Genomic DNA, 25,099 nt, shown 5'->3' on the forward strand with positions numbered 1-25,099 from the left:
CGAGCTTCCAAGAAGGTGTCGAGATGTCCCAGCAGCAAGCCGGCCCCGCTCTGCCCCCCGGCGCCGACGGCGTGCCGGCCCGCGTCACCGCGTACAACGACACGGCGATGGACCTTCCCGTCGGCCCGCTGCACGAGCTGTTCGCCGCGCAGGCCGCCCGCACCCCCGACGCGACCGCCCTGGTCCGCGAGGAGCGCGAGCTGACCTACCGGGAGCTCGACGGCGCGGCCAACGCCCTCGCCGGGGAACTGATCGCCGCGGGCGTCGGCCCCGGCGACGCGGTCGGGCTGCTCTTCGACCGTTCTCTTGCCTACGTCATCACGGTCCTCGCCGTCCTCAAGAGCGGCGGCGTGTACGTGCCGCTGGACCCGCGCCAGCGCGCCGAGCGCCAGTCCTGGATCCTCGACAACACCTCCGCCGTCCTGCTGGTCACCGACCGCCCGGCCGGGGAGACGGAGTTCGCGGCCCACCTGCCCGTGCTCCGGCTGAACGACGAGAGCGTCACGGCGTACGGGCCGGCCGACGCGCCCGGCGTCGCGGTCCACCCCGACCAGGCGCTGTACGTGATGTTCACCTCCGGCTCCACCGGCACCCCCAAGGGCGTCGTCAACACCCACCGCAACGTGGTGGAGCTGGCCCTCGACCCCGGCTTCGGGACCGCCGCCCACGAGCGGGTCCTCGCCTACTCGCCGCTGGCCTTCGACTCCTCCACGTACGAGCTGTGGGTGCCGCTGCTGCGCGGCGGCCTCGCCGTCGTGCTGACCTCCCCGAAGATCGACATCGGTGAGCTGGGCGAGGCGATCGCCCGCCACGACATCACCGCCGCCTACTTCACCACCGCTCTCTTCGACGCCATGGCCAGCGAGGCCATCGAGGGCCTCGCCCGGCTGCGGGAGATCTGGACCGGCGGCGACGTGCTCTCCGCGACCGCCCTGCAGAAGGTCCTCGACCAGTGCCCGGACACCACGGTCGTGCACGTCTACGGCCCCACCGAGGCCACCGTCTTCTGCAGCTACCAGGCCTTCACCCCCGAGGTGCGCACCCTGGAGCGGCTGCACCTGGGCATCCCGATGGCCAACACCGCGATGTACGTCCTCGACGGGGAACTGCGCCACACCGCCCCCGGCGAGAGCGGCGAACTCTACGTCGCCGGACCGCACCTGGCGCAGGGCTACAGCCGCCGACCCGACCTGACCGCGGAGCGCTTCACCGCCGACCCGTTCGGCCCGGCCGGCAGCCGTATGTACCGCACCGGCGACCTGGCCGCCTGGAACGAGCACGGCGAGATCGTCTTCGGAGGCCGCGCCGACCAGCAGATCAAGCTGCGCGGCAACCGCATCGAGCCCGGCGAGATCGAGTCGGTCCTCAGCGCCCACCCCTCGGTCGCCCAGGCCGCCGTCATCGTCCGCGAGGACCGCCCCGGCGACAAGCGCCTGGTCGCCTACGTCGTCCCGGCGGTCGAAGGCGTCATCGACGCCGCCGAGGTGCTCCGGTACGCCGGCCAGGAGCTGGTCGAGTACATGGTCCCCTCGGCGCTCGTCCCGCTGGGCACACTGCCGCTCACCCCGAACGGCAAGCTGGACCGGCGCGCACTGCCCGCCCCCCGCGCCGGCGCCACGGCGAACGGCCGGGCTCCCCGCAACGGCGTCGAGGAGGTGCTGTGCGGTCTGTTCGCACACGCCCTCGGCCTGCCCTCGATCGGCATCGACGACGACTTCTTCGCCCTCGGCGGCCACTCGCTGCTCGCCACCCGCCTGGTCAGCCGCGTCCGCACCTCGCTGAACGCGCAGCTCTCGCTGCGGGAGTTCTTCAAGTACCCGACGGCGGCCCTGCTCGCGCAGTACATAGCCGCGGACGGCGGCGAGTCGGCGCGTCCCGAGCTGACGGCGATCGAGGAACGACCCCAGCTTCTCCCGCTGTCGGCCGCCCAGCAGCGGCTGTGGTTCCTGGACCAGCTGGAGGGCCCCTCGGCGACGTACAACATCCCGCTGTCCGTCCGGGTGCGCGGCGCCCTCGACGTCGGCGCGCTGGAGGCCGCGTTCACCGATGTGGCGGGCCGCCACGAGAGCCTGCGCACCGTCTTCGGCACGGCCGAGGGCCAGACCTATCAGCGGGTGCTGCCCGCCGACGCGGTCCGCGTCGAGCTGCCGGTCACTCCCGCGAGCGACGCGACGCTGGAGGAGCTGCTCGCCGCCGAGGCCGCCCGGACCTTCGACCTGGCGAGTGAACTCCCTTTGCGGGCACAGCTGTTCAAGCTCGACGAACAGGACCACGTGCTGCTCGTCGTGATGCACCACATCGTCTCCGACGGCTGGTCCTACCAGCCGCTGATGCGCGACCTGAGCACCGCCTACGTCACCCGCTCGCGCGGCCAGCGCCCCGCCTGGGAGCCGCTGCCGGTCCAGTACGCCGACTACGCGCTGTGGCACCACGACCTGCTCGGCGACGCGGCGGACGAGCAGAGCCCCGCCGCCCGCCAACTCTCGTACTGGAAGGAGGCGTTGGCGGAGCTTCCGGAGGAGGCCACGCTGCCGGCGGTCCGGCCGCGCCCGGCGGTCGCCTCCTACCGCGGCGCCACCCACACCGTGCACTGCCCGCCCCACGTCCACGCGGCGCTGGCACAACTGGCCCGCGAGTCCGGCGCCTCGGTGTTCATGGTCGCCCAGGCCGCCGTGTCGACGCTGCTCTCGCGCTCCGGCGCCGGCCAGGACATCCCGCTGGGCTCCCCGATCGCGGGCCGCACGGACCAGAAGCTCGACGACCTGGTCGGCTTCTTCGTCAACACCCTCGTCCTGCGCACCGACCTGAGCGGCACCCCGAGCTTCCGCGAGCTGCTGACCCGGGTGCGCGAGACCGACCTCGCGGCCTGGGCGCACCAGGACCTGCCCTTCGACCGCCTCGTCGAGGCCGTCAACCCCGACCGGTCGGCGGCCCGCCACCCGCTCTTCCAGGTCATGCTGACGCTGACCGACGCGGCCACGCCGACCCTGGTCGCCGAAGGCCTGGACGCACACGCCGAGTTCACCTGGCTGCAGGCCGCCAAGTTCGACCTCACCTTCTCCTTCGCCGAGCACCGGACGGCGGACGGCGAGGCGGGCGGCCTGGACATCACCGTCGAGTACGCCACCGACCTGTACGACGCCCGCACGGTCGAGGCCACCGCCGACCGGCTCGTACGTCTGCTCCGCGAAGCCGCCGCGACACCCGATCTCCCGGTCGGGGAGCTGGAGTTGCTGTCCGGGGGCGAGCGCAGGCTGCTCCTGGAGGAGCTGGCGGGCCCGGTCACCGACACGGCCGACGCCGGACTGGGCGAGCTGTTCGCCGCCCGGGTCGCGCGGACGCCGGACGCGGTGGCCGTCGTACACGGTGGCGAGGAGCTGACGTACAAGGAGCTGGACGAGCAGGCGAACCAGGTGGCGCACCGGCTGATCGCGGAGGGGGTGCGGCCGGGCAGCCGGGTCGCCCTCTTCCAGGAGCGGTCCGTGCACTCGGTCGTCACCACGCTCGCCGTGGTCAAGGCCGGCGCCGTGTACGTGCCGCTCGACACCCGCTACCCCGTCGAGCGCATCCAGCTGATCGTCGCCCAGTCGAGCATCGGCTGCTTCGTCACCGACACCGACCTCGCGGGGCTCCAACTCCCGGCCGATGCACGCCTGTTCGACGTCGCCGACCTGCTCGACGGCACGGACGCGAGCGACCCGGGCGTGCGCGTCCACGCCGACCAGCCGGTGTACGCGATGTTCACCTCCGGCTCGACGGGCGTCCCGAAGGGCGTCGCGGTCACCCACCGGGGCGTCGCCGACCTGGCGCACCAGGAGATGTACGCGAACGGCAATCACGCCCGCGTCCTCTACCACTCCCCGATGGCGTTCGACGCCTCCACCTACGAGATGTGGGTGCCCCTGCTGACGGGCGGCGCCCTGGTCGTCGCCCCCGCCGGGCACCTCGACACGGCCGCCTACCAGCAGCTCATCGCCGAGCACTCGATCACGAGCCTGTGGCTGACCGCCGGGCTCTTCCGGCTGATCGCCGAGGAGGCTCCCGAGGCCTTCGGCGGTGTGCGCGAGGTGTGGGCCGGCGGCGACGTCGTCCCGCCGGAGGCCGTGCGCCGGGTCATGGACCACAACCCGGGGATCACGGTCGTCAACGGCTACGGCCCGACGGAGACCACCACCTTCGCCGCCACCCACCACATCCGCCGCCCCTTCGACTACACCGGCCCCGTCCCCATCGGCGAGGCCCTCGACAACCACCGCCTCTACGTCCTCGACGAGCACCTGCGGCTGGTCGCCCCGGGCACCCCGGGCGAGCTGTACATCGCGGGCGCCGGTCTCGCCCAGGGCTACCTGGACCGGCCCTCGCTCACCGCCGAGCGTTTCGTCGCCGACCCGTTCGGCCCGTCCGGCGAGCGGATGTACCGGGCCGGCGACCTGGTGCGGTGGAACGAGCGAGGCTCCCTGGAGTACCTCGGGCGGGCCGACCAGCAGGTCAAGCTGCGCGGCTTCCGCATCGAACCCGGCGAGATCGAGAGCGTGCTCGCCGCGCACCCGGACGTCGCCCAGGCCGTCGTCGCCGTCCGCGAGGACCGGCCCGGCGACAAGCGCCTCGTCGCCTACGTGGTGCCCGCCGGGGAGAACGGTGTCGACGCGGCCGTACTGCGCCGGCACACCGCCGACGCGCTGCCCGAGTACATGGTCCCGGCGGCCTTCGTCCCACTGGACGCGATCCCGCTGACCAGCAACGGCAAGGTGGACCGCAAGGCCCTGCCCGTGCCGCAGCTCGCAGGCGACACCGCCACCGGGCGCGCGCCGCGCACGCCGGTCGAGGAGGTGCTGTGCGGGCTGTTCGCCGAGATCCTCGGCCTGCCGTCCGTCACCATCGACGACCACTTCTTCCACCTCGGCGGACACTCCCTCCTCGCCACCCGGCTGATCAGCCGCATCCGGGCCGCCTTCGGCGTCCAGATGACCGTCAAGGACCTTTTCCAGGGCCCGACACCGACCGCGCTCGCCGACCTGGTCGAACAGGGCGCCTTCGACGGTGAGCAGTCGCGGCGGCCGGGCCTGCGGGAGCGGGCGCGCCCGGCGCGGGTGCCGCTGTCGTTCGGCCAGGCGCGGCTCTGGTTCCTGGACCAGCTGGAGGGCCCCTCGGCGACGTACAACATCCCGCTCGCGCTGCGGCTGACCGGCGCCCTGGACGCGGAGGCGCTGCGGTACGCGCTCACCGACACGGTGGTCCGGCACGAGAGCCTGCGCACGGTGTTCTCGGTGTCCGACGGCGAGCCGCACCAGCTGCTGATGCCGGCCGCCGAGGTCCGCGTCGAGCTGCCGGTGACCGCCGCGGCCGAGGGCGACCTCGACGCGCTGGTCGGCGCCGAGGCCGCGCGCACCTTCGACCTCGAAGCCGAACTGCCCATCCGGGCCCATCTGTTCGAGGTCGGCAAGCAGGAGCACACGCTCCTCGTGGTCATGCACCACATCGTGTCCGACGGCTGGTCCACCGCCCCGTTCCTGCGGGACGTGGCCGCCGCCTACGCGGCCCGGGTGCAGGGCCGGGTGCCCGAGTGGGAGCCGCTGCCCGTGCAGTACGCCGACTACACGCTGTGGCAGCAGGAGCTGCTGGCGGCGGACGGGGAGCGGCAGGCCGAGTTCTGGCAGCAGACGCTGGGCGAGCTGCCCGAGGAGGCCACCCTCCCGGCCGACCGGCCGCGTCCGGCGACCGCGAGCTTCCGGGGCCGTACACACTCCGTGCAGTGCCCGCCCGCGCTGCACGAGGCGCTGACCCGGCTGGCCCGGGAGACCGGGACCACGCTGTTCATGGTGGCCCAGGCCGCGGTGGCGACCGCACTGGCCCGCTCCGGTGCCGGTACGGACATCCCCATCGGGGCGCCGATCGCGGGCCGCACCGACCAGCGCCTCGACGACCTGGTGGGCTTCTTCGTCAACAGCCTGGTGCTGCGCACCGATGTCGACGGGGACCCGACCTTCCGCGAGCTGCTCGACCGGGTCCGGGAGACCGATCTGGCGGCCTGGGCCCACCAGGACCTGCCGTTCGACCGGCTCGTCGAGATCCTCAACCCCGAGCGCAGCACCGCCCGCCACCCGCTCTTCCAGGTGGCCCTCACCCTCCAGGACGCGGCCAAGCCCGTCCTCGAACTCCCGGGCGTGCACACCGAGTCGGGCTTCACCCCGCTGGAGATCGCCAAGTTCGACCTGACCTTCTCCTTCCACGAGCACCGCACGGACGACGGCCGGCCCGACGGCCTGGACCTGGCCATCGAGTACGCGACGGACCTGTACGACGCCCGGACCGTCGAAGGGCTCGCGGACCGTCTGGTACGGCTGCTGGAAGCGGTCGTCGCCGCGCCGGAACTGCCGGTCGGTGAACTGGAGTTCATGGGCCCCGAGGAGCGGGAGCGGCTGCTGGAGCTCGGCGCCGGGCCGGTCACCGACGGCGCCTTCCCGGACGCGGGCCTCGGGGAGCTGTTCGCCGCGCAGGTGGCCCGTACGCCGGACGCGGTCGCCGTGGCGTCCGAGGAGCGCACCCTCACCTATGCCGAACTCGACGCCGAGTCCGACCGGTTCGCGGAGCGGATCACCGGCCTCGGGGTCGGCCCCGAATCCGTCGTCGCCCTGATGATGGAGCGCTCGGCCGATCTCCTGGTCGCCATGCTCGCGGTCGTGAAGGCGGGCGGCGCCTACGCGCCCCTCAACCCGGCCGACCCGGACGCCCGCCACATCCAGATCCTCGACGAACTCGACGCGCCGGTCCTGATCACCGACCGGGCGCTGGCCGACCATCCGCTGGTCCACAGGGCGCAGGCCCGGGACCTCGTCGTCGACCGCAAGGACCTCGACGACCGGCCGGCGTCGGGGATCACCGCCTCCACCCACCCCGACCAGTGGCTGTACGTCATGTTCACCTCGGGCTCGACCGGCGTCCCGAAGGGCGTCGCCGTCACCCACCGGGGCGTCGCCGACCTGGCCCGCCAGCGGATGTACGCGGGCGGCGACCACCAGCGGGTCCTCTTCCACTCCCCGCACACCTTCGACGCCTCGACCTACGAGATCTGGGTGCCGTGGCTGACCGGCGGCACGGTCGTCGTGGCGCCCCGGGGCCACCTGGAGACCGACACGCTGGGCGAGCTGCTCGACCGGTACTCGATCACGAGCCTGTGGCTGACAGCCGGGCTGTTCCGGGTGATGGCCGAGGAGGTGCCGGAGGCCTTCGCCGGGGTCCGGGAGGTGTGGGCGGGCGGTGACGTCGTCTCGCCGGAGGCGGTGCGGCGGCTCCAGGAGCACTGCCCGGACACCACCGTCGTCAACGGCTACGGGCCGACCGAGACGACCACCTTCGCCGCCACCCACCGCGTCCGCCGCCCTTACGACTCCCCCGGCACGATCCCGATCGGCGAGGCCCTCGACAACCACCGCCTCTACGTCCTCGACCCCGCGCTCCGGCTCGTTCCGGCCGGTGCGCCCGGCGAGCTGTACATCGCCGGGGCCGGTCTGGCGCGCGGCTATGTGGGCCGCCCGTCGCTGACCGCCGAACGGTTCGTCGCCGACCCGTACGGCGAGCCGGGCACCCGGATGTACCGCACCGGGGACCTGGTCCGCTGGAACCACGAGGGCTCCCTCGAGTACCTCGGCCGGGCCGACCAGCAGGTCAAGCTGCGCGGCTTCCGCATCGAACTCGGCGAGATCGAGGGCGCGTTGACCGCGCACCCGGCGGTCGTCCAGGCCACCGTGATCGTCCGCGAGGACCGGCCCGGGGACAAGCGGCTCGTCGCCTACCTCGTGGCCGCCGGGGACAGCGTGGACCTGGGCGATCTGCGCCGGCACACCGCTGCGGCGCTCCCCGAGTACATGGTCCCGTCGGCCTTCGTCGTCCTCGACGCGATTCCGCTCACCGCCAACGGCAAGATCGACCGGCGCGCGCTGCCCGCCCCGCAGGTCATCCACGACGTCATCGGACGCGCGCCGCGCAATCCGCAGGAGGAGGTGCTGTGCGGCCTGTTCGCGGCCGTGCTCGGGCTGCCCTCGGCCACCATCGACGACCACTTCTTCCACCGCGGCGGCCACTCCCTGCTCGCCACCCGTCTCATCAGCCGCATCCGCCAGGCCTTCGGCGTACAGCTCGGCGTCAAGGACCTCTTCCGGTACCCGACCGTGGTCGCACTGTCCGAGCGCGTCACCGAGGGCAACGGCGAGCCGGCCCGGGCGCCGCTGGCCCGGGCGCAGGAGCGCCCGGAGCGGGTGCCGCTCTCCTCGTCCCAGCAACGGCTGTGGTTCCTGGACCAGATGGAGGGCCCATCGGCGACGTACAACATCCCGATGGCCCTGCGGCTGACGGGCGAACTGGACTTCGAGGCCCTGCAGTCGGCCCTCACCGACCTGCTCGCCCGGCACGAGAGCCTGCGCACGGTCTACCCGACCCACGAGGGGAAGGCCTACCAGTCGGTGCGGCCGCCCGAGCCGGTCGAGCTGCCCGTCGTCCCCGTCACCGCCGACGCACTCGCCGCCCGCCTCACCGCCCTCTCGGCCACCCCTTTCGATCTGGCCGCCGCCCTCCCGCTCCGCGCCCACCTGCTGGCCCTCGGCGACCGGGAACACGTCCTGCTCCTGGTCATCCACCACATCGCCTCCGACGGCTGGTCCAACGCCCCCCTCTTCCGCGATCTGGCCGCCGCCTACACGGCCCGCGCCCAGGGGCGGGTGCCGGAGTGGGAGCCGCTGCCGGTCCAGTACGCCGACTACGCGCTGTGGCAGCAGCAGCTGATGGAGCAGGACGAGGAGCGCCAACTCGGCTTCTGGCGCGAGACGTTGGCGAACCTGCCGGAGCAGGCCACCCTGCCGTCCGACCGCCCCCGTCCGGCCACCGCCTCCAACCGGGGCAGCACCCACACCGTGCACGGCGACGCCGGGCTCCACCAGGCGCTCACCGCGCTGGCCCAGGACACCGGCGCGACCTTCTTCATGGTCGCCCAGGCGGCGGTGTCCACGCTCCTCGCCCGCTCGGGCGCCGGGCAGGACATCCCGCTCGGCTCCCCGGTCGCCGGCCGCACGGACCAGCAACTGGACGACCTGGTCGGCTTCTTCGTCAACACGCTCGTCCTGCGCACCGATCTGAGCGGCGCCCCGAGCTTCCGCGAGCTCCTGACCCGGGTCCGCGAGGCCGACCTCGCCGCCTGGAACCACCAGGACCTGCCCTTCGACCGGCTGGTGGAGATCCTCAACCCCGAGCGCACCCCCGCCCGGCATCCGCTCTTCCAGGTCATGCTCACCCTCGGCGACACGTCGGCCGACGCACCCGAACTCCCGGGCCTGGAAACGGCGTACGAGTTCTCGAAGGTGGAGATCGCCAAGTTCGACCTCACCTTCGGCTTCGCGGAGCACCGGGGTGCGGAGGGCGAGCCCGGCGGCCTGGACATCACCGTCGAGTACGCCACCGACCTCTACGACGCGAGCACCATCGAGGCCACCGCGAACCGGCTCGTACGGCTGCTGGTCGCGGCCACCGAGACGCCTGACCTGCCCGTCGCAGAACTGGAGTTGCTGTCCGACGGCGAGCGCAAGCTCCTGCTGGAGGACCTGGCGGGTCCGGTGACCGACTCCGCGGACTCCGCGCTGGGCGAGCTGTTCGCCGCCCAGGCCGCCCGGACCCCGGACGCGGTGGCCGTCGTACACGGCGGCGAAGAGCTGACGTACAGCGAGCTGAACGAGCGCGCGAACCGTGCGGCGCACCGGCTGATCGCGGAGGGGGTGGCGCCCGGCAGCCGGGTCGCCCTCTTCCAGGAGCGGTCCGTGGACGCGGTGGTCACCACGCTCGCCGTGGTGAAGGCCGGCGCGGTGTACGTGCCGCTCGACACCCGCTACCCGATGGAGCGCGTCCAGCTCATCGTCGAGCAGTCCGACGTCTCCTTCTTCGTCACCGACCGCGAACCCGGAGCGGTTCGACTGCCCGCGGGCGCCAGGCTGATCCCGGCCGGGCGGGCGGGCGGGGCCGACACGAGCGACCCGCAGGTCCGGGTGCACGCGGACCAGCCGGTGTACGCCATGTTCACCTCCGGCTCGACCGGCGTCCCGAAGGGCGTCGCGGTCACCCACCGCAATGTCGCCGACCTCGCCCACCAGCGGATGTACGCGAACGGCAACCACCAACGGGTGCTGTTCCACTCGCCGATGGCCTTCGACGCCTCGACCTACGAGATGTGGGTGCCGTGGCTCACCGGCGGCGCGCTGGTCGTCGCCCCGGCCGGGCACCTCGACACCGCCGCGTATCAGAAGCTCATCGCCGAACAGGCCATCACCGGCCTCTGGTTGACGGCGGGACTCTTCCGCCTGATCGCCGAGGAAGCCCCCGGGGCTCTCGCCGGTGTCCGTGAGGTGTGGGCCGGCGGCGACGTCGTACCGCCCGAGGCCGTGCGCCGCGTGATGGACCACAACCCGGGCATCACGGTCGTCAACGGCTACGGCCCCACGGAGACCACCACGTTCGCCGCGACGCACCACATCCGCCGCCCCTTCGACCACGACGGCGCGGTCCCCATCGGCGAGGCGCTCGACAACCACCGCCTGTACGTGCTGGATCCGCATCTGAGGCTGGTTCCGCCGGGCACCCCCGGCGAGCTGTACATCGCGGGCGCCGGTCTCGCCCAGGGCTACCTGGACCGGCCCTCGCTCACCGCCGAGCGGTTCGTCGCCGACCCGTACGGTCCGGCGGGCGAGCGGATGTACCGCACCGGTGACCTGGTGCGATGGAACGAGCGGGGCTCCCTGGAGTACCTCGGGCGGGCCGACCAGCAGGTCAAGCTGCGCGGCTTCCGCATCGAACCCGGCGAGATCGAGAGCGTGCTGGCGGGCCATGGCTCGGTCGCCCAGGCGGTCGTGGCCGTCCGCGAGGACCGGCCCGGCGACAAGCGCCTCGTCGCCTACCTCGTGCCGGTGCAGGACGGCGACGGGATCGACGTCGACGACGTGAAGCGGCGGACTGCCGGGCTGCTGCCCGAGTACATGGTCCCGTCCGCGTTCGTCCTGCTCGACGCGATCCCGCTGACCAGCAACGGCAAGGTGGACCGGGGGGCCCTGCCCGCCCCTCAGCTCAGCAACGACACCGCCACCGGACGCGCACCCCGCACCCCCCGGGAAGAAGTGCTCTGCGGTCTGTTCGCCGAGATCCTCGGCCTGCCGTCCGTCACCATCGACGACCACTTCTTCCACCTCGGCGGACACTCCCTCCTCGCCACCCGGCTGGTGGGACGCATCCGCACCGTGCTGGCGGTCGAGGTGTCCGTGGCGACCCTCTTCGAAAACCCGATCGTGGCAACGCTCGTCGAGAAGCTCGACGGCGCCAAGGCCGCAAGGCCCATATTGCGGCCGATGCGCCGGATGGGAGCGACCAAGTGATCCCCTTGTCCTTCGCCCAGCAGCGTCTGTGGTTCATCGCGCAGATGGAGGGCCCCTCGACGACGTACAACATCCCGCTCGGCGTCCGGCTGACCGGCGAACTCGACCGCGCGGCCCTTCAGTCGGCGCTGCTCGACGTGATCGGCCGGCACGAGGCACTGCGCACGGTCTTCCCGGACCAGGACGGCACGCCGTACCAGCACATCCTGGCCGAGGAGGAGGTGGAGCTCGACCTGCCGGTGGTCCCGGCCACCGCCGAGACCCTCTCCGCCGTCCTCGCCGAGGAGTCCGCCCAGGTCTTCCACCTGGCGGTGGACCTGCCCGTACGGGCCCGGCTGATCGCGCTCGGCGAGCAGGAGCACGTGCTGCTCGTGATCATGCACCACATCGTCACCGACGGCGGCTCGACCGCACCGCTCCTCGGCGACCTCGCCACCGCGTACGGGGCCCGCGTCCAGGGACAGGCCCCCGGGTGGGAGCCGCTGCCCGTGCAGTACGCCGACTACACGCTGTGGCAGCAGGAGCTGCTCGGCGAGGCGGACGACGCGGAGAGCGCCGGAGCCCTCCAGCTCGCCTTCTGGCAAGAGACTTTGGCCGAGCTGCCGGAGGAGGCCACCCTGCCCACCGACCGGCCGCGCCCGGCGGCCGCCTCCTACCGGGGCGCGCAGTGCATGACGCACCTGCCGGCCGACGCGCACGCCGGACTCACGCATCTGGCGAGGGAGTCGGGGGCGACCCTGTTCATGGCGGTGCAGGCGGCGGTCGCGACCGTGCTGTCCCGCTCCGGCGCCGGGCTCGACATCCCGGTGGGCTCCCCGGTGTCCGGGCGCATCGACGAGGCGCTCGACGGCCTGGTCGGCTTCTTCGTCAACACCCTCATCCTGCGCACCGACCTGAGCGGCGATCCGAGCTTCCGCGACCTGCTCGGCCGGGTCCGCAAGACGGACCTGGCCGCCTGGAACCACCAGGACCTGCCCTTCGACCGCCTCGTCGAGGTCCTCAACCCCGAGCGGTCCGCCTCCCGCCACCCCCTCTTCCAGGTCATGCTGACCCTCGGCGAGGCCGGTTCGGACGCGGTCGGCTTCCCCGGGCTCGACGCCCGCACCGAGTACAACGAGCTGCAGATCGCCAAGTTCGACCTGACCTTCGGCTTCGGCGAGCACCGCACCCGCGACGGCCGGCCGGACGGCCTCGACATCACCATCGAGTACGCCACCGACCTGTACGAGGCGCGCACGATCGACGCGCTGATGGCCCGGCTGCGGCGCCTGCTTGAGGCGGTCCTCACCTCGCCCGACACCCCGCTCTCCGTCCTCGACCTGCTCGGCGAGCACGAGCGCCGGCAGCTCCTTCAGGAGTGGGCGGGCCCCGTCACCGGCGGCCCCGAGGCGAGCCTCGCCGAGCTGTTCGCCGCGCAGGCCGCCCGCACCCCGGACGCCGTCGCCCTCGTCGACGAGTACCAGGACTTCTCGTACGGCGAGCTGGACGAGCGCACCAACCGGCTCGCCCACCACCTGGTCGACCTCGGCATCCGGCAGGGCGACGTGGTGGCCGTGCTGATGGAGCGCTCGGCCGACCTGCTGACCGCGCTGCTCGCGATCGTGAAGGCGGGCGCCGTCTACGCGCCGCTGAACACCACCGACCCGGACACCCGGCTCGTCCAGATCCTCGGCGACACCGCGGCCCCGGTCCTGCTCACCGACGAGGCGATGTCCGACCACCCGGTGGTCGCCCAGGCCACCGCCCGGGTCGTCGTCCTCGACGGCAGCCTCACCCTCGACACGCTCCCCAGCACCGCCCCCGTGCCCGCCATCCACCCCGACCAGCCGGTGTACGCCATGTTCACCTCGGGCTCGACGGGCGTCCCGAAGGGCGTCGCGGTCACCCACCGCAACGTCGCCGACCTGGCCGGACAGAGCAGGTACGCGGGCGGCAACCACCGCCGGGTGCTGTTCCACTCCCCGACCGCGTTCGACGCGTCGACGTACGAGATATGGGTCCCGTGGCTCAACGGCGGCACCCTCGTCGTGGCGCCGCGCGGACACCTCGACCCGGCGGGCTACCGGCGGCTGATCGACGACCACGGGATCACCAGCCTGTGGCTGACCGCGGGCCTGTTCCGGGTGATGGCCGAGGAGGCGCCCGACGCCTTCGCCGGAGTGCGCGAGGTGTGGGCCGGCGGCGACGTCGTCCCGCCCGAGGCCGTCCGCCGTATCCATGAGCACTGCCCGGACACCACGGTCGTCAACGGCTACGGGCCGACCGAGACCACCACCTTCGCCGCCACCCACCGCGTCCGCCGCGACGCCGAGTACGCGGGCACGATCCCCATCGGCGAGGCCCTCGACAACCACCGCCTCTACGTCCTCGGCCCCGGCCTCCAGCTGCTGCCGCCCGGCACCCCGGGCGAGCTGTACATCGCGGGCGCGGGCCTGGCGCAGGGCTACCTCAACCGCCCCTCGCTGACCGCCGAACGCTTCGTGGCCGACCCGTACGGGATCCCCGGCGAGCGGATGTACCGCACCGGCGACCTGGTCCGCTGGAACCACGAAGGCTCCCTCGAATACCTCGGCCGGGCCGACCAGCAGGTGAAACTGCGCGGCTTCCGCATCGAACCGGGTGAGATCGAGAGCGCGTTGACGGCTCACCTCTCCGTGGCTCAGGCCACGGTCGTCGTCCGCGAGGACCGTCCCGGCGACAAGCGCCTGGTCGGCTACCTGGTGGCGGCGCAGGGCACCAGGCTGGACACGGAGGCGGTGCACCGGGAGATCTCCGCCGCGCTGCCCGAGTACATGGTCCCCTCCGCCCTGGTCGTCCTCGACGCGATCCCGCTGACCACCAACGGCAAGATCGACCGGCGTGCGCTGCCCGCGCCCCAGCAGTCCCTGGACACCGGCGGCCGGGCGCCCCGCACCCCGGCCGAGGAGGTGCTGTGCGGCCTGTTCGCGGCCGTACTCGGACTCCCGTCGGCCACCATCGACGACCACTTCTTCCACCGCGGCGGCCACTCGCTCCTCGCCACCCGTCTCATCAGCCGCATCCGCGCCGTGTGGGACGCGGAGATCACCATCCGGGACCTGTTCCAGTACCCGACGGTCGCCCAGCTCGCCGAGCGGCTCACGGCGGCGAGCGGCGACACCCGCCGCCCGGCCCTCGTCCCGGAGGACCGCCCGGAGCGCGTCCCGCTCTCCTCGGCCCAGCAACGCCTGTGGTTCCTGGACCAGTTGGAGGGCCCGTCGGCGACGTACAACATCCCGATGGCGCTACGGCTCCACGGCCCCCTCGACCGCGAGGCCCTGCGCCTCGCACTGACCGACCTGGCCGGCCGCCACGAGAGCCTGCGCACCACGTACCCCACCCACGAGAGCAAGCCGTACCAGCACCTGACGCCCGCCCAGCCGGTGGAACTCCCGCTCACCGCGGCCACGGAGGACACCCTGCTCGAACTGCTGGGCGCGGAGGCGTCCCGCACCTTCGACCTGGCTTCCGAACTCCCCTTCCGGACAGGCCTGTTCAAGCTCGCCGACGACGACCACGTCCTCTCCCTCGTCATCCACCACATCGCCTCGGACGGCTGGTCCAACGCCCCGCTGTTCCGCGACCTGTCGGCCGCCTACGAGGCACGCACCCAGGGCGAGGCGCCCGAGTGGGAGCCGCTGCCGGTCCAGTACGCCGACTACACGCTCTGGCAGGAGCGGCTCCTGCGCGAGGACGAGGACCGCCAACTCACGCACTGGCGGGGGGCATTGGCGGACCTCCCGGAGGAGGCCACGCTCCCGACGGACCGCCCGCGCCCGGCCACGGCCTCCAACCGGGGCACCACGCACACGGTCCACTGCGACGCCCCGCTGCACCAAGCGCTCGCGTCCCTGGCACAGGACACCGGCACGACCCTGTTCATGGTCGCCCAGGCCGCCGTATCGGCCCTGCTGTCCCGCTCCGGCGCCGGCCAGGACATCCCGCTCGGCTCCCCCGTCGCGGGCCGCACCGACCAGAAGCTCGACGACCTGATCGGCTTCTTCGTCAACACCCTGGTTCTGCGCACCGACTTGACCGGCAACCCGACCTTCCGCGACCTGCTGACCCGGGTCCGCGAGACGGATCTGGCCGCCTGGAACCACCAGGACCTCCCCTTCGACCGCCTCGTCGAGATCCTCAACCCCGAGCGCACCACGGCCCGCCACCCCCTCTTCCAGGTGATGCTGACGCTGGGCGAGACGTTGACCGAGGCCCCCGGACTCGGCGACCTGACCGGCGAGTTCGCGTTCCCGGGAACGTCGGTCGCGAAGTTCGACCTGACCTTCGCGTTCGGCGAGCACCGAGGCACGGACGGCGAACCGACCGGCCTGGACATCACGGTCGAGTACGCCACGGACCTCTACGAGGCGACCACGATCGAGGCAACGGCGGACCGACTCGTACGCCTGCTGACGGAAGCCACCGCAACCCCCGATCTCCCCGTCACCGAACTGGAGTTGCTCTCCGCCGACGAGCGGGACCACGTCCTGGAGTGGAGCGGCGCACCCACCCCCGCCCCGGCCCTCGGACTGGACGGCCTGTTCGTCGGACAGGCAGCGCGCACCCCGGACTCCCTGGCCCTGGTCTTCGAGGACCAGCAGCTGACGTACGCCGAACTGGACATCTGGTCGAACCGCCTGGCAAGACACCTGACCGAGAACGGAGTGACCCCCGGCAGCATCGTCGCCATCCACCTGGAGCGCTCGCCGCACCTGATCGCCTCGCTGCTGGCGGTGTTGAAGGCGGGCGCCGGCTACACAGTCCTGGACCCGCAGTTCCCGGCCGACCGCCTCACCACGGTCCTGGGCCAAGTGAACCCGTCGGCCCTGGTGACCCAGAGCCACTTGGTGGCGCTGCCCACGACGGCGACGCTCGTAGACCTGACCGTCGACACCCCCACCATCAGCACACTCCCCGGAACCCCCGTGGAGACGTCCGGGCACCCGGAATCCACCGCGTGCGTCATGTTCACTTCGGGCTCCACCGGCGTACCGAAGGGCGTGGCGGCCTCGCACCGAGCCCTGGCCGCGACGTTCATCGGCCCGGACTACCTCGCCTTCGGCCCGGAACAGACGTACCTGCAAAGCTCCCCGGTCTCGTGGGACGCGTTCGCGCTGGAGGTGTTCGGCCCGCTGCTGCACGGCGGCGTCTGCGTCCTGCAGCCCGGCCAGCACACGGACCCGCATCAGATCGCGGAGCTGGTGGAGCGCCACGACATCACCACGCTCCAGATGTCGGCGAGCCTGTTCAACCACATGCTCGACGAGCACCCGGCGGTCTTCTCCCGGATCCGCGAAGCCATGACGGCAGGCGAGGCGGCGTCACCCGCGCACACGGCAAAGGCCCTGGCCGACCACCCCCACCTGCACCTGGTGAACGGCTACGGCCCCGCGGAGAGCATGGGCTTCACGACGGCCTACACGATCACCGCCCCCGCACCCGCGATCCCGATCGGCGGCCCCATCACCGGCAAGCACGCCTACGTCCTGGACGAGAACCTGTGCCTGCTCCCCCCGGGCGTCCCCGGCGAGCTGTACGTCGCCGGGCACGGGCTGGCCAACGGGTACATCGGCCAGCCGGTGCTGAGCGCGGAACGCTTCGTGGCGAACCCGCACGGCACGCCGGGCTCCCGCATGTACCGCACCGGAGACCTGGCCCGCTGGTCCCGCGACGGATCCCTCGAATACCTGGGCCGGGCGGACCAGCAGATCAAACTGCGCGGCTTCCGCATCGAGCCGGGCGAGATCGAGTCGGCCCTTCTCCGCCACCCCTCCGTCATCCAGTCCGCCGCGGTGATCCGCGAGGACAGGCCGGGCGACAAGCGCCTGGTGGCGTACGTGGTGCCCACCGACAGTTCGACCAGCCCGGACCTGACCGAACTGCGCCGGCACGCGGCCGCGGCGCTGCCCGAGTACATGGTCCCCGCCGCGATCGTCCCCCTGGACGCCCTGCCCCTGACGGTGAACGGCAAGCTGGACCGCCGCGCCCTGCCGGAGCCGCCCCAGGCCGAGGCGACCGGCGGCCGCTCCCCGCGCACCCCGGCGGAGGAAATCCTGTGCGGCCTGTTCGCGGCCACCCTCGGAGTCGGCTCCGTCACCATCGACGACCACTTCTTCCACCTGGGCGGCCACTCCCTCCTCGCCACCCGCCTGATCGGCCGCATCCGCGGGATCTGGGACACCCCGGTCACCATCCGGGACCTGTTCCAGTGCCCGACACCGGCGCTGCTGGCGGAGCACATCGCGACGCAGGCGGGCGGAAACCCCCTGGAGACCTTGCTCCCCATCAAGGCGATGACGGCCTCGTCCGAGCCCCCGCTCTTCTGCGTCCACCCGATCTCCGGGATGAGCTGGTGCTACGCCGGCCTCATGCGCCACCTGGGCGATCGCCCCCTGATCGGCCTCCAGGCACGGGAGTTGACGGACCCGGCGCTGCGGCCGGCCGACATGGCGGAGATGGCGGACACGTACGTCACAGAGATCCGCTCCGTCCAGCCGCACGGCCCGTACCACCTGCTGGGCTGGTCCTTCGGCGGCCTGGTCGCCCACGCGGTGGCGGCCCGCCTGGAGGAACAGGGCGAGGAGGTGGCCCTGTTGGGCCTGCTGGACGCCTATCCGCTCCCCGAGGGCTTCACCGCGCCCGCCATCACGGGCCGCGAGGTCCTGACGGCGTTCCTGGGCGAACGAGCCACCGATCTCCCCTTGGTGTGCGCCGACTTGACCCCGGATCCCCTCGAACTGTCCACCGTCCTGCGCCGCGAGGACCCGATCCTCGGAGCCCTCGACACCCCTCAGTCCATCGCCGTCATCGAGGCCACCGCCGCCCACCTGGCCATGCGCTACCGCTACGTCCCCGAACGCCGCTTCACCGGCAACGCGGTCTTCTTCAACGCCCTGCGCACCCCCGCCGCCCTCACCGGCGCCGACGCCTGGGCCCCGTACGTCCTCGGCCGCATCGAGGAACACGACATCGACTCCGCGCACTGGGACCTCACCACGACGGAACCGCTCCGCGAGATCGGCAAGGTCCTGGCGGAGCAACTCCGAGGAGTCCGCCACTAGTTACCCCCGCCGCACGGGGCGCCCGGTTCCGCCACCCCGGCGGACCGGGCGCTTTCGCGCGTACGGGGGTCGGCGCCGCGTCTGCCTACTCGGCCCCCGGGGTGGGGGGCAAACCCCGGGCGCCCCTTGCTTTGCATGGTCACCCGGCGGTGGTGCTGGGCGGTGGTGGGTCGCGCAGCCCGGCGTTTACGGGGCGCCGCCTGCGCCCACCCGTGCCGCCCCAGCGGCACGATTGCCCGCAGGGTGGGCGACCACTACCCGCAGCCGCCCACCGGCACGGCCCCGACCCACCCACCGGACCCCCTGCGAACGACGACCGGCGGCAGTCACCAACCACCCCTAACCTGCCGCCCCAGCCGCCGGACCGCACCCCCCACCCTGCATAGCGTGATCTCGTCCGCAGGTCACGGCTTCACCGGCAGCAGAGGGTCAAGGACATGGTGGATCATTCCGACTGGCGTGTCGGGGCAGCTTCGGCCCCCGTCCATCACGGCGAGATTCTGCAGGGTGCCTTCACCACCCCAGCCGGACTCACGCGAGGCCTCGTCACACTGCCCTGCACCCTGCACACGACCCGAGCGACGTTCACCCCCACCCCCGACGGAGAAGTCACCGTCTCCCCGTCGTGGAAGGGCAAGGCAAGACGCGCCGCCGAACTGGCCGTACGGGCCGTGACCAAACCCGGCGCGAAGCCGGCCGGCGGCCACCTGGAGCTCAGCGGAGACGTTCCGCTGTGCCGCGGCTTCGGTTCCTCCACCAGCGACGTGCTGTCGGCGATCTGGGCGGTGAAGGACGCGTTCGCCGACCCCCTGCCCCCGCAGGAGGTCGCCCGGCTCGCCGTACACGCGGAGACGGCCTCGGACTCCCTGATGTTCGAGGAGTCCACCGTGCTGTTCGCGCAGCGCGAGGGCACCGTGATCGAGGACTTCGGTTACCGGATGCCACCCCTGAGAGTCCTCGGCTTCGGCTCGCGCCCGGCGAACGAGGGCCGCGGCGTGGACACCCTGGCGTTCACGCCGGCCCGCTACGACCAGGCGGACGCCGCGCACTTCGCCCGGCTCAGGGACATGCTCCGCGAGGCCATCCAGATGAAGGACGTCGCCCTGCTGAGCAGCGTGGCGACGGCCAGCACGGAGATCAACCAGCGGCATCTGCCGGTCCCGGACCTGGACCGAATACGGGACATCGAGCGGGCCTCGGGTGCCCTGGGCGTGCAGGTGGCGCACAGCGGGGACATCGCGGGACTCCTCTTCGACCGGGACGACCCCGATGTCGAGGGACGTACCGCGCAGGCGCGGGACCTTCTGCACCGGATCGGTATCCACGAGCAGTGGATCTACACAACGGGTGACTGACATGACGACGACGACCTTGCCGAAGGCTCACTCCTCGATCGTGGAGGCCACCGAGCTGCCACGCATCATCAAGGTGAGCGACAACCTCTACGCGGCGGCCTTCAGCCTGATGAAGCTGCTGCCCGCCCGCTTCATCCTCGACCGCGCCGAGGCCGCCGGGATCATCACCCCGGGCACCCCGGTCATCGAGACCTCGTCGGGAACGTTCGCGCTGGGCCTGGCGATGGTGTGCCGGCTGCGCGGCTACCCGCTGACGATCGTCGGCGACTCGGCGATCGACCAGGAGCTGCGCACCCGCCTGGAGATGCTGGGCACGACGGTGGAGATCGTCGAGCACCGCGGCCAGCCCGGCGGCATCCAGGGAGCCCGGCTGGCCCGGGTCGAGGAACTGCGCCGGCAGCGCCCGGACGCCTTCGTGCCGGGCCAGTACGACAACCCCGACAACCCGGGTGCGTACGGCGTGGTCGCCGACCTGATCGGCGAGACGGTCGGCTCGGTCGACTGCCTGGTGGGCCCGGTCGGTTCGGGCGGCTCGACGGGCGGACTCGCCGCGTCGCTGCGGCCGTCGAACCCGGCACTGCACCTGGTCGGCGTGGACACGCACGGCAGCATCATCTTCGGTACGCCGGACGGCCCGCGCACCCTGCGCGGCCTGGGCAGCAGCATCCACCCGGGCAACGTCAAGCACTCGGCGTACGACGAGGTGCACTGGGTGACGGCCCCGGAGGCGTTCCACGCGACGCACGAGCTGTACCGGGCGCACGGCCTGTTCATGGGCCCGACGAGCGGGGCGTCGTTCCAGGTGGCGTCGTGGTGGGCGGAGCGAAACCCGCAGAGCACGGTGGTGATGGTGCTGCCGGACGAGGGCTACCGCTACCAGTCGACGGTCTACAACAACGCGTGGCTGCGCGAGCAGGGCATAGTCCCGACCCCGGCGCCGACCGGCGGCCCGGTCACGGTGGACCACCCGCTGGACGCACCGTCGCGCTGGTCCCGGCTGCTGTGGGCGCGGCGCGGCTTCGACGACGTGATGATGCCGGAGATAGCGTCATGACACATCAGCTGCTCCTTCTCATCGAGAGCAACACCACAGGCACAGGACGGCTGTTCGCCAGACGAGCAGCCGAACTCGACGCGACCCCGGTCCTCTTGACCGCGGACCCGACCCGGTATCCGTACGCGGCCGAGGACGCCGTACGAACGGTCACGGTCAACACCTCTGATGAAGCGCAGCTTTGGAAGGCAGTCACCCAGCTCGCCACCGAGGCCCCCCTCGCAGGAGTCCTGACCAGCTCCGAGTACTACGTACCCGCCGCGGCCGCCCTGGCAAGCCGCCTCGGCCTCCCGGGCCCCGCCGCAGCCGCCGTAGGGGCCTGCCGCGACAAGTCCGAACAGCGCCGCACCCTCGCAGCGGCGGGGGTCGGCGTACCCGGCTTCGCGGTGGTGGAGACCGTCGGCGCCGCGGTGTCGGCCGCGGCCGCGACCCGGCTGCCGGTGGTGGTGAAGCCGGTGCAGGGCTCGGGAAGTCTGGGCGTACGGCTGTGCGCGGACCTCGACGAGGTCGCCGAGCACGCGCGGACGCTGCTGGCGACGACGGCGAACGAGCGCGGGGTCGCCACCCCGGGCCGGATCCTGGTCGAGGAGTACCTGACGGGCGCGGAGTTCTCCGTGGAGGTTTTCGGCACCGCGGCGGTGGTGACGGTCGCCAAGCACGTCGGCCCGCTCCCCGCGTTCGTCGAGGTCGGCCACGACGTGCCGGCCGCGCTCCCCGGCGACCTGGAGCGCGCGCTGCGGCACACGGCCGTACGCGCGGTGGAGGCCCTCGGCCTCGGCTGGGGCGCGGCCCACGTGGAGCTCAGGCTCGACGGGTCCGGAGGGTCCGCCGGGTCCGGCGTCTCCGTCCCGAAGGTCATCGAGGTCAACCCGCGCCTCGCCGGCGGCATGATCCCCGAACTGGTGCGCAGGGCCTGCGGAATCGACCTGGTCCGCGCACAGGTGCTGGCCGCGCTGGGCCGACCGCCCGAGCTGGAGCGCGGCATGTACGGCCGGGCCTCCATCCGCTTCCTGACCGCGGAGCAGGACGGCATCCTCGCCCCGGACCTCACCGAGGTCACCGACCGCGCGGCTGCCGTGCCGGGCGTCGTGGAGGCGTCCCTGTACCGCGGCCCCGGCGAACCCGTCGGCCCCGCCGCCGACTTCCGCGACCGCCTCGGCCATGTCATCGCCGTGGCCGACCGCCCCGGCCAGGCAGCCAGGGCGGCGGACCTCGGCGTGGCCGCCCTCGCCGAGGCGGTGTCGTACGCGGACCTGACCCCGCAGCGGGACCTGGTTCCCGAGGAGGCCCTGACATGACCACCGCATCGGTGGAGACCGCCGCGCCCGCAAAGGCAACGCCCCCCGCACACGACGGCGTGGACACCGGCCGTCTCAAGGCCGCCCTCGACCCCGAGGCGCACCGCATCGTCTACGACCAGTACCTGCCCCGGGAGGCGGCGGACCCCCTGGTCGGCGAGCTGCGCCGGATCAGCGAGGTCGACCGCGCCCACCTGGTCATGCTGGCCGAGCACGGCATCGTCGATCCGGCGCGGGCGGCGGCGCTGCTCCGCGCGATCGAGGAACTGCGCGGGTCCGACTTCGCCCCGGTGCGCGGCCGTCCGATGCCGCGCGGGGTGTATCTGGCCTACGAGGGCTGGCTGATCGAGCAGTTGGGCGACGAGACGGGCGGCATCCTGCACACCGGCCGCTCCCGCAACGACCTCAACGCCACCACGGCCCGGCTGAAGGTGCGCGGCCCGTACCTGGCGCTGCTGGAGGCGGTGGACGGCCTCGCGGGGGTGCTGTTGGAGAAGGCGGCACAGTACGCGGACGTCACGATGCCGGCGTACACCCACGGCCAGCCCGCGGTGCCGATCACGTACGGCCACTACCTGGCGGGCGTCGCCGGTCCGGTACTGCGCGCGTACGGCCAACTCCTCGACGCGGGACGGGAGATCGACGTCAACCCGCTGGGCGCGGGCGCGATCGGCGGTACGTCGGTGCCGGTGAACCCCCGACGCACGGCGGAACTCCTCGGGTTCACGGCCACGGCCCCCAACTCCGTGGACGCGGTGGCCTCCAGGGACTTCGCCCTGCATCTCCTCTCGGCCGCCGCGGTGCTCGGTGTCGCCTCGGCCAGGGTGGCGAAGGATCTGAGCACCTGGACGTCGGAGGAGTCGGGGCTGCTGCGGGTGGCGGACACGCTGGTCGGCTCCAGCTCGATGATGCCGCAGAAGCGCAACCCGTTCCTGCTGGAGCACATCCAGGGCCGGTCCACCGCGAGCCTGGGCGCCTTCGTGAGCGCGGCCGCGGCGATGACGACGGCCGGCTACACCAACGCGATCGCCGTGGGCACGGAGGCCGTACGTCATCTGTGGCCGGCTCTGGGCGACACGACCGACACGGTGACGCTGCTGCGCCTGGTCGTGGCCGGCACGGAGCCGCGTCCGGAGCGGATGGCGGCGCGAGCCCGCGATGGCTTCACCGCGGCGACGTATCTCGCGGAGCGGCTGGTCATGGAGGGCATGCCGTTCCGGGCCGCGCACCACCTGGTGGGCGAGACCGTGCTGTCCGCGCTCGACTCGGGCCGCTCCCTGGAGGAGACGTCCCGCTTCGACCACGACCTGGCACCGGACCGCGTCGCCGCGGCCTGCGCGCACGGGGGCGGCCCGGGCTCGGACGGACTGCCTCCGCTCCGGTCCGAACTCGACGCATATCGACGACGGTTGACGGATCATCAGTCGCGCTGGTCGGACGCGGCGACGCTGCTCACCGACGCCGTACGGAAAGCCGTACGAGAGCCGGTGCGACCGTGACGACACAGACCACGGAACAGGCCACTGAACAAGCCGCTGAACAGGCCGCCGGACAGACCACCGAGGAACAGCCCGAGGAGCCCGCCGTCACGACGCAAACCACTTCGCCCCCGTCCCGCGGGCTGCTGCGCCACCGCGACTTCCGTCTCCTCTGGCTCGGTGAGACGACCAACCGGGTCGGCATCAACATCACCACGGTCGCCATGCCCCTGGTCGCCGTGGTGACCCTGAACGCGAGCACCTTCAGCGTGAGCGTGCTCGCGGCCGTGCCCTGGCTGCCCTGGCTGCTGATCGGGCTGCCGGCCGGCGCCTGGGTGGACCGGGTGCGGCGCCGTCCGGTGATGATGGCGTGCAACCTCGCCTCGCTGGCACTGCTCGCGAGCGTGCCGGTGGCCGCCTGGCTCGGCGTGCTCACCATGGCCCAACTCCTGGTGGTGGCCCTGCTCAACGGCCTCGCCGCGGTGTTCTTCGGCATCTCCTACAAGGTGTTCGTGCCCTCGATCGTCGCGCGGGAGGACCTCCAGGAGGCCAACGCCAAGCTGCAGGGCAGCGAGTCGGTGGCGCAGATCGCGGGTCTGGGCGGCGGAGGTCTGCTCGCCCAGGCGTTCGGCGCGGTCTCCGGGCTGCTGGTCAACGCCGGCACGTTCCTCTTCTCGGCGCTGTGTCTGCTCGGCATCCGCGGCACCGAACCACAGCCGGAGCGGCCCGCGGAACGCACCCCGCTGCGCCAGGACATCCGCGAGGGCCTCCAGTACACGGTCCGGGATCCGTACCTGCGCGTGCTGACCGCCTACGGCACCGTCACCAACCTGCTTCTGACGGCGTATCAGGCGATTCTGCCGGTGTTCCTGATCCGGGAGCTGGACCTGCCGGAGAGCGCGACCGGCTGGCTGCTGGCGTCCAGCAGCGTCGGCGGGATCCTCGGCGCCGTCGTCGCCAAACGGCTGACGGCCCGCTGGGGCACCGCGCGCGGGATGCTGGTGGCCACCCTCACCACCGCGCCCTTCGCGCTGCTGATCCCGATGGGCGGCAAGGGCCCGCTGCTGGTGGCGCTGGCGGTCGGCAGCGCTCTGCTGGCGCTCGGTGTGGTCCTCGCCAACGTGATCCAGGGCGCGTTCCGCCAGCGGTACTGCCCGCCGCACCTCCTCGGCCGGATCACCTCGTGCATCTCGGTCGCCAACTTCGGTGCCATTCCGTTCGGTTCACTGCTCGGCGGCGCGCTCGGCACGGCGCTCGGGCTGCGGCCGACGCTCTGGCTGCTGACCGCCGGCCTGGCGGTCACCCCCCTGTTGCTGCTGATCGGACCGCTGCGCGGCAGGCGCGACCTGCCCGCCGTGCCGGCCGGCGCGCCCGGCGGGTCATGAGGCCCGATCCGCCCGAGCCCGACCCATGAGTCAAGAACAGGAGAG

General features: G+C 72.5%; 7 protein-coding genes. All 7 read left to right on the forward strand.

The window, feature by feature from the left end; all coding sequences use genetic code 11:
- The first annotated feature begins 23 nt into the window (after positions 1–23).
- The 7 genes from AB5J56_RS20680 to AB5J56_RS20710 all read left to right on the forward strand — a co-directional run bounded on the left by AB5J56_RS20680 (position 24) and on the right by AB5J56_RS20710 (position 25,054).
- Positions 24–11,405: an amino acid adenylation domain-containing protein gene (locus AB5J56_RS20680; RefSeq protein WP_369234218.1), complete on the forward strand. Its 11,382-nt coding sequence runs from the start codon at positions 24–26 to the stop codon at positions 11,403–11,405.
- Positions 11,402–18,484, forward strand: a complete 7,083-nt coding sequence (locus tag AB5J56_RS20685; RefSeq protein ID WP_369234219.1) for an amino acid adenylation domain-containing protein — start codon at positions 11,402–11,404, stop codon at positions 18,482–18,484. The genes AB5J56_RS20680 and AB5J56_RS20685 overlap by 4 nt, the downstream gene beginning before the upstream one ends.
- 437 nt (positions 18,485–18,921) lie before the next feature.
- Positions 18,922–19,839 (forward strand): kinase, encoded by a 918-nt coding sequence (locus AB5J56_RS20690; RefSeq protein WP_369234220.1) that lies wholly within the window; start codon positions 18,922–18,924, stop codon positions 19,837–19,839.
- Position 19,840: 1 nt separating this feature from the next.
- Complete coding sequence (locus AB5J56_RS20695; protein WP_369234221.1) at positions 19,841–20,893, forward strand: PLP-dependent cysteine synthase family protein; 1,053 nt, start codon at positions 19,841–19,843, stop codon at positions 20,891–20,893.
- Positions 20,890–22,191 (forward strand): ATP-grasp domain-containing protein, encoded by a 1,302-nt coding sequence (locus tag AB5J56_RS20700; protein WP_369234222.1) that lies wholly within the window; start codon positions 20,890–20,892, stop codon positions 22,189–22,191. Before AB5J56_RS20695 ends, AB5J56_RS20700 begins: the two co-directional genes overlap by 4 nt.
- On the forward strand, positions 22,188–23,690 hold the full coding sequence (gene argH / locus AB5J56_RS20705) for an argininosuccinate lyase (protein ID WP_369234223.1): 1,503 nt from the start codon (positions 22,188–22,190) through the stop codon (positions 23,688–23,690). Before AB5J56_RS20700 ends, argH begins: the two co-directional genes overlap by 4 nt.
- Positions 23,687–25,054 carry an MFS transporter gene (locus tag AB5J56_RS20710; RefSeq protein ID WP_369234224.1) on the forward strand — a complete coding sequence of 456 codons (1,368 nt, stop codon included), beginning with the start codon at positions 23,687–23,689 and terminating at the stop codon, positions 25,052–25,054. Before argH ends, AB5J56_RS20710 begins: the two co-directional genes overlap by 4 nt.
- Positions 25,055–25,099: the final 45 nt, after the last annotated feature.

Origin of the sequence: Streptomyces sp. R21 (assembly GCF_041051975.1) — a bacterium.
Lineage (GTDB): Bacteria > Actinomycetota > Actinomycetes > Streptomycetales > Streptomycetaceae > Streptomyces.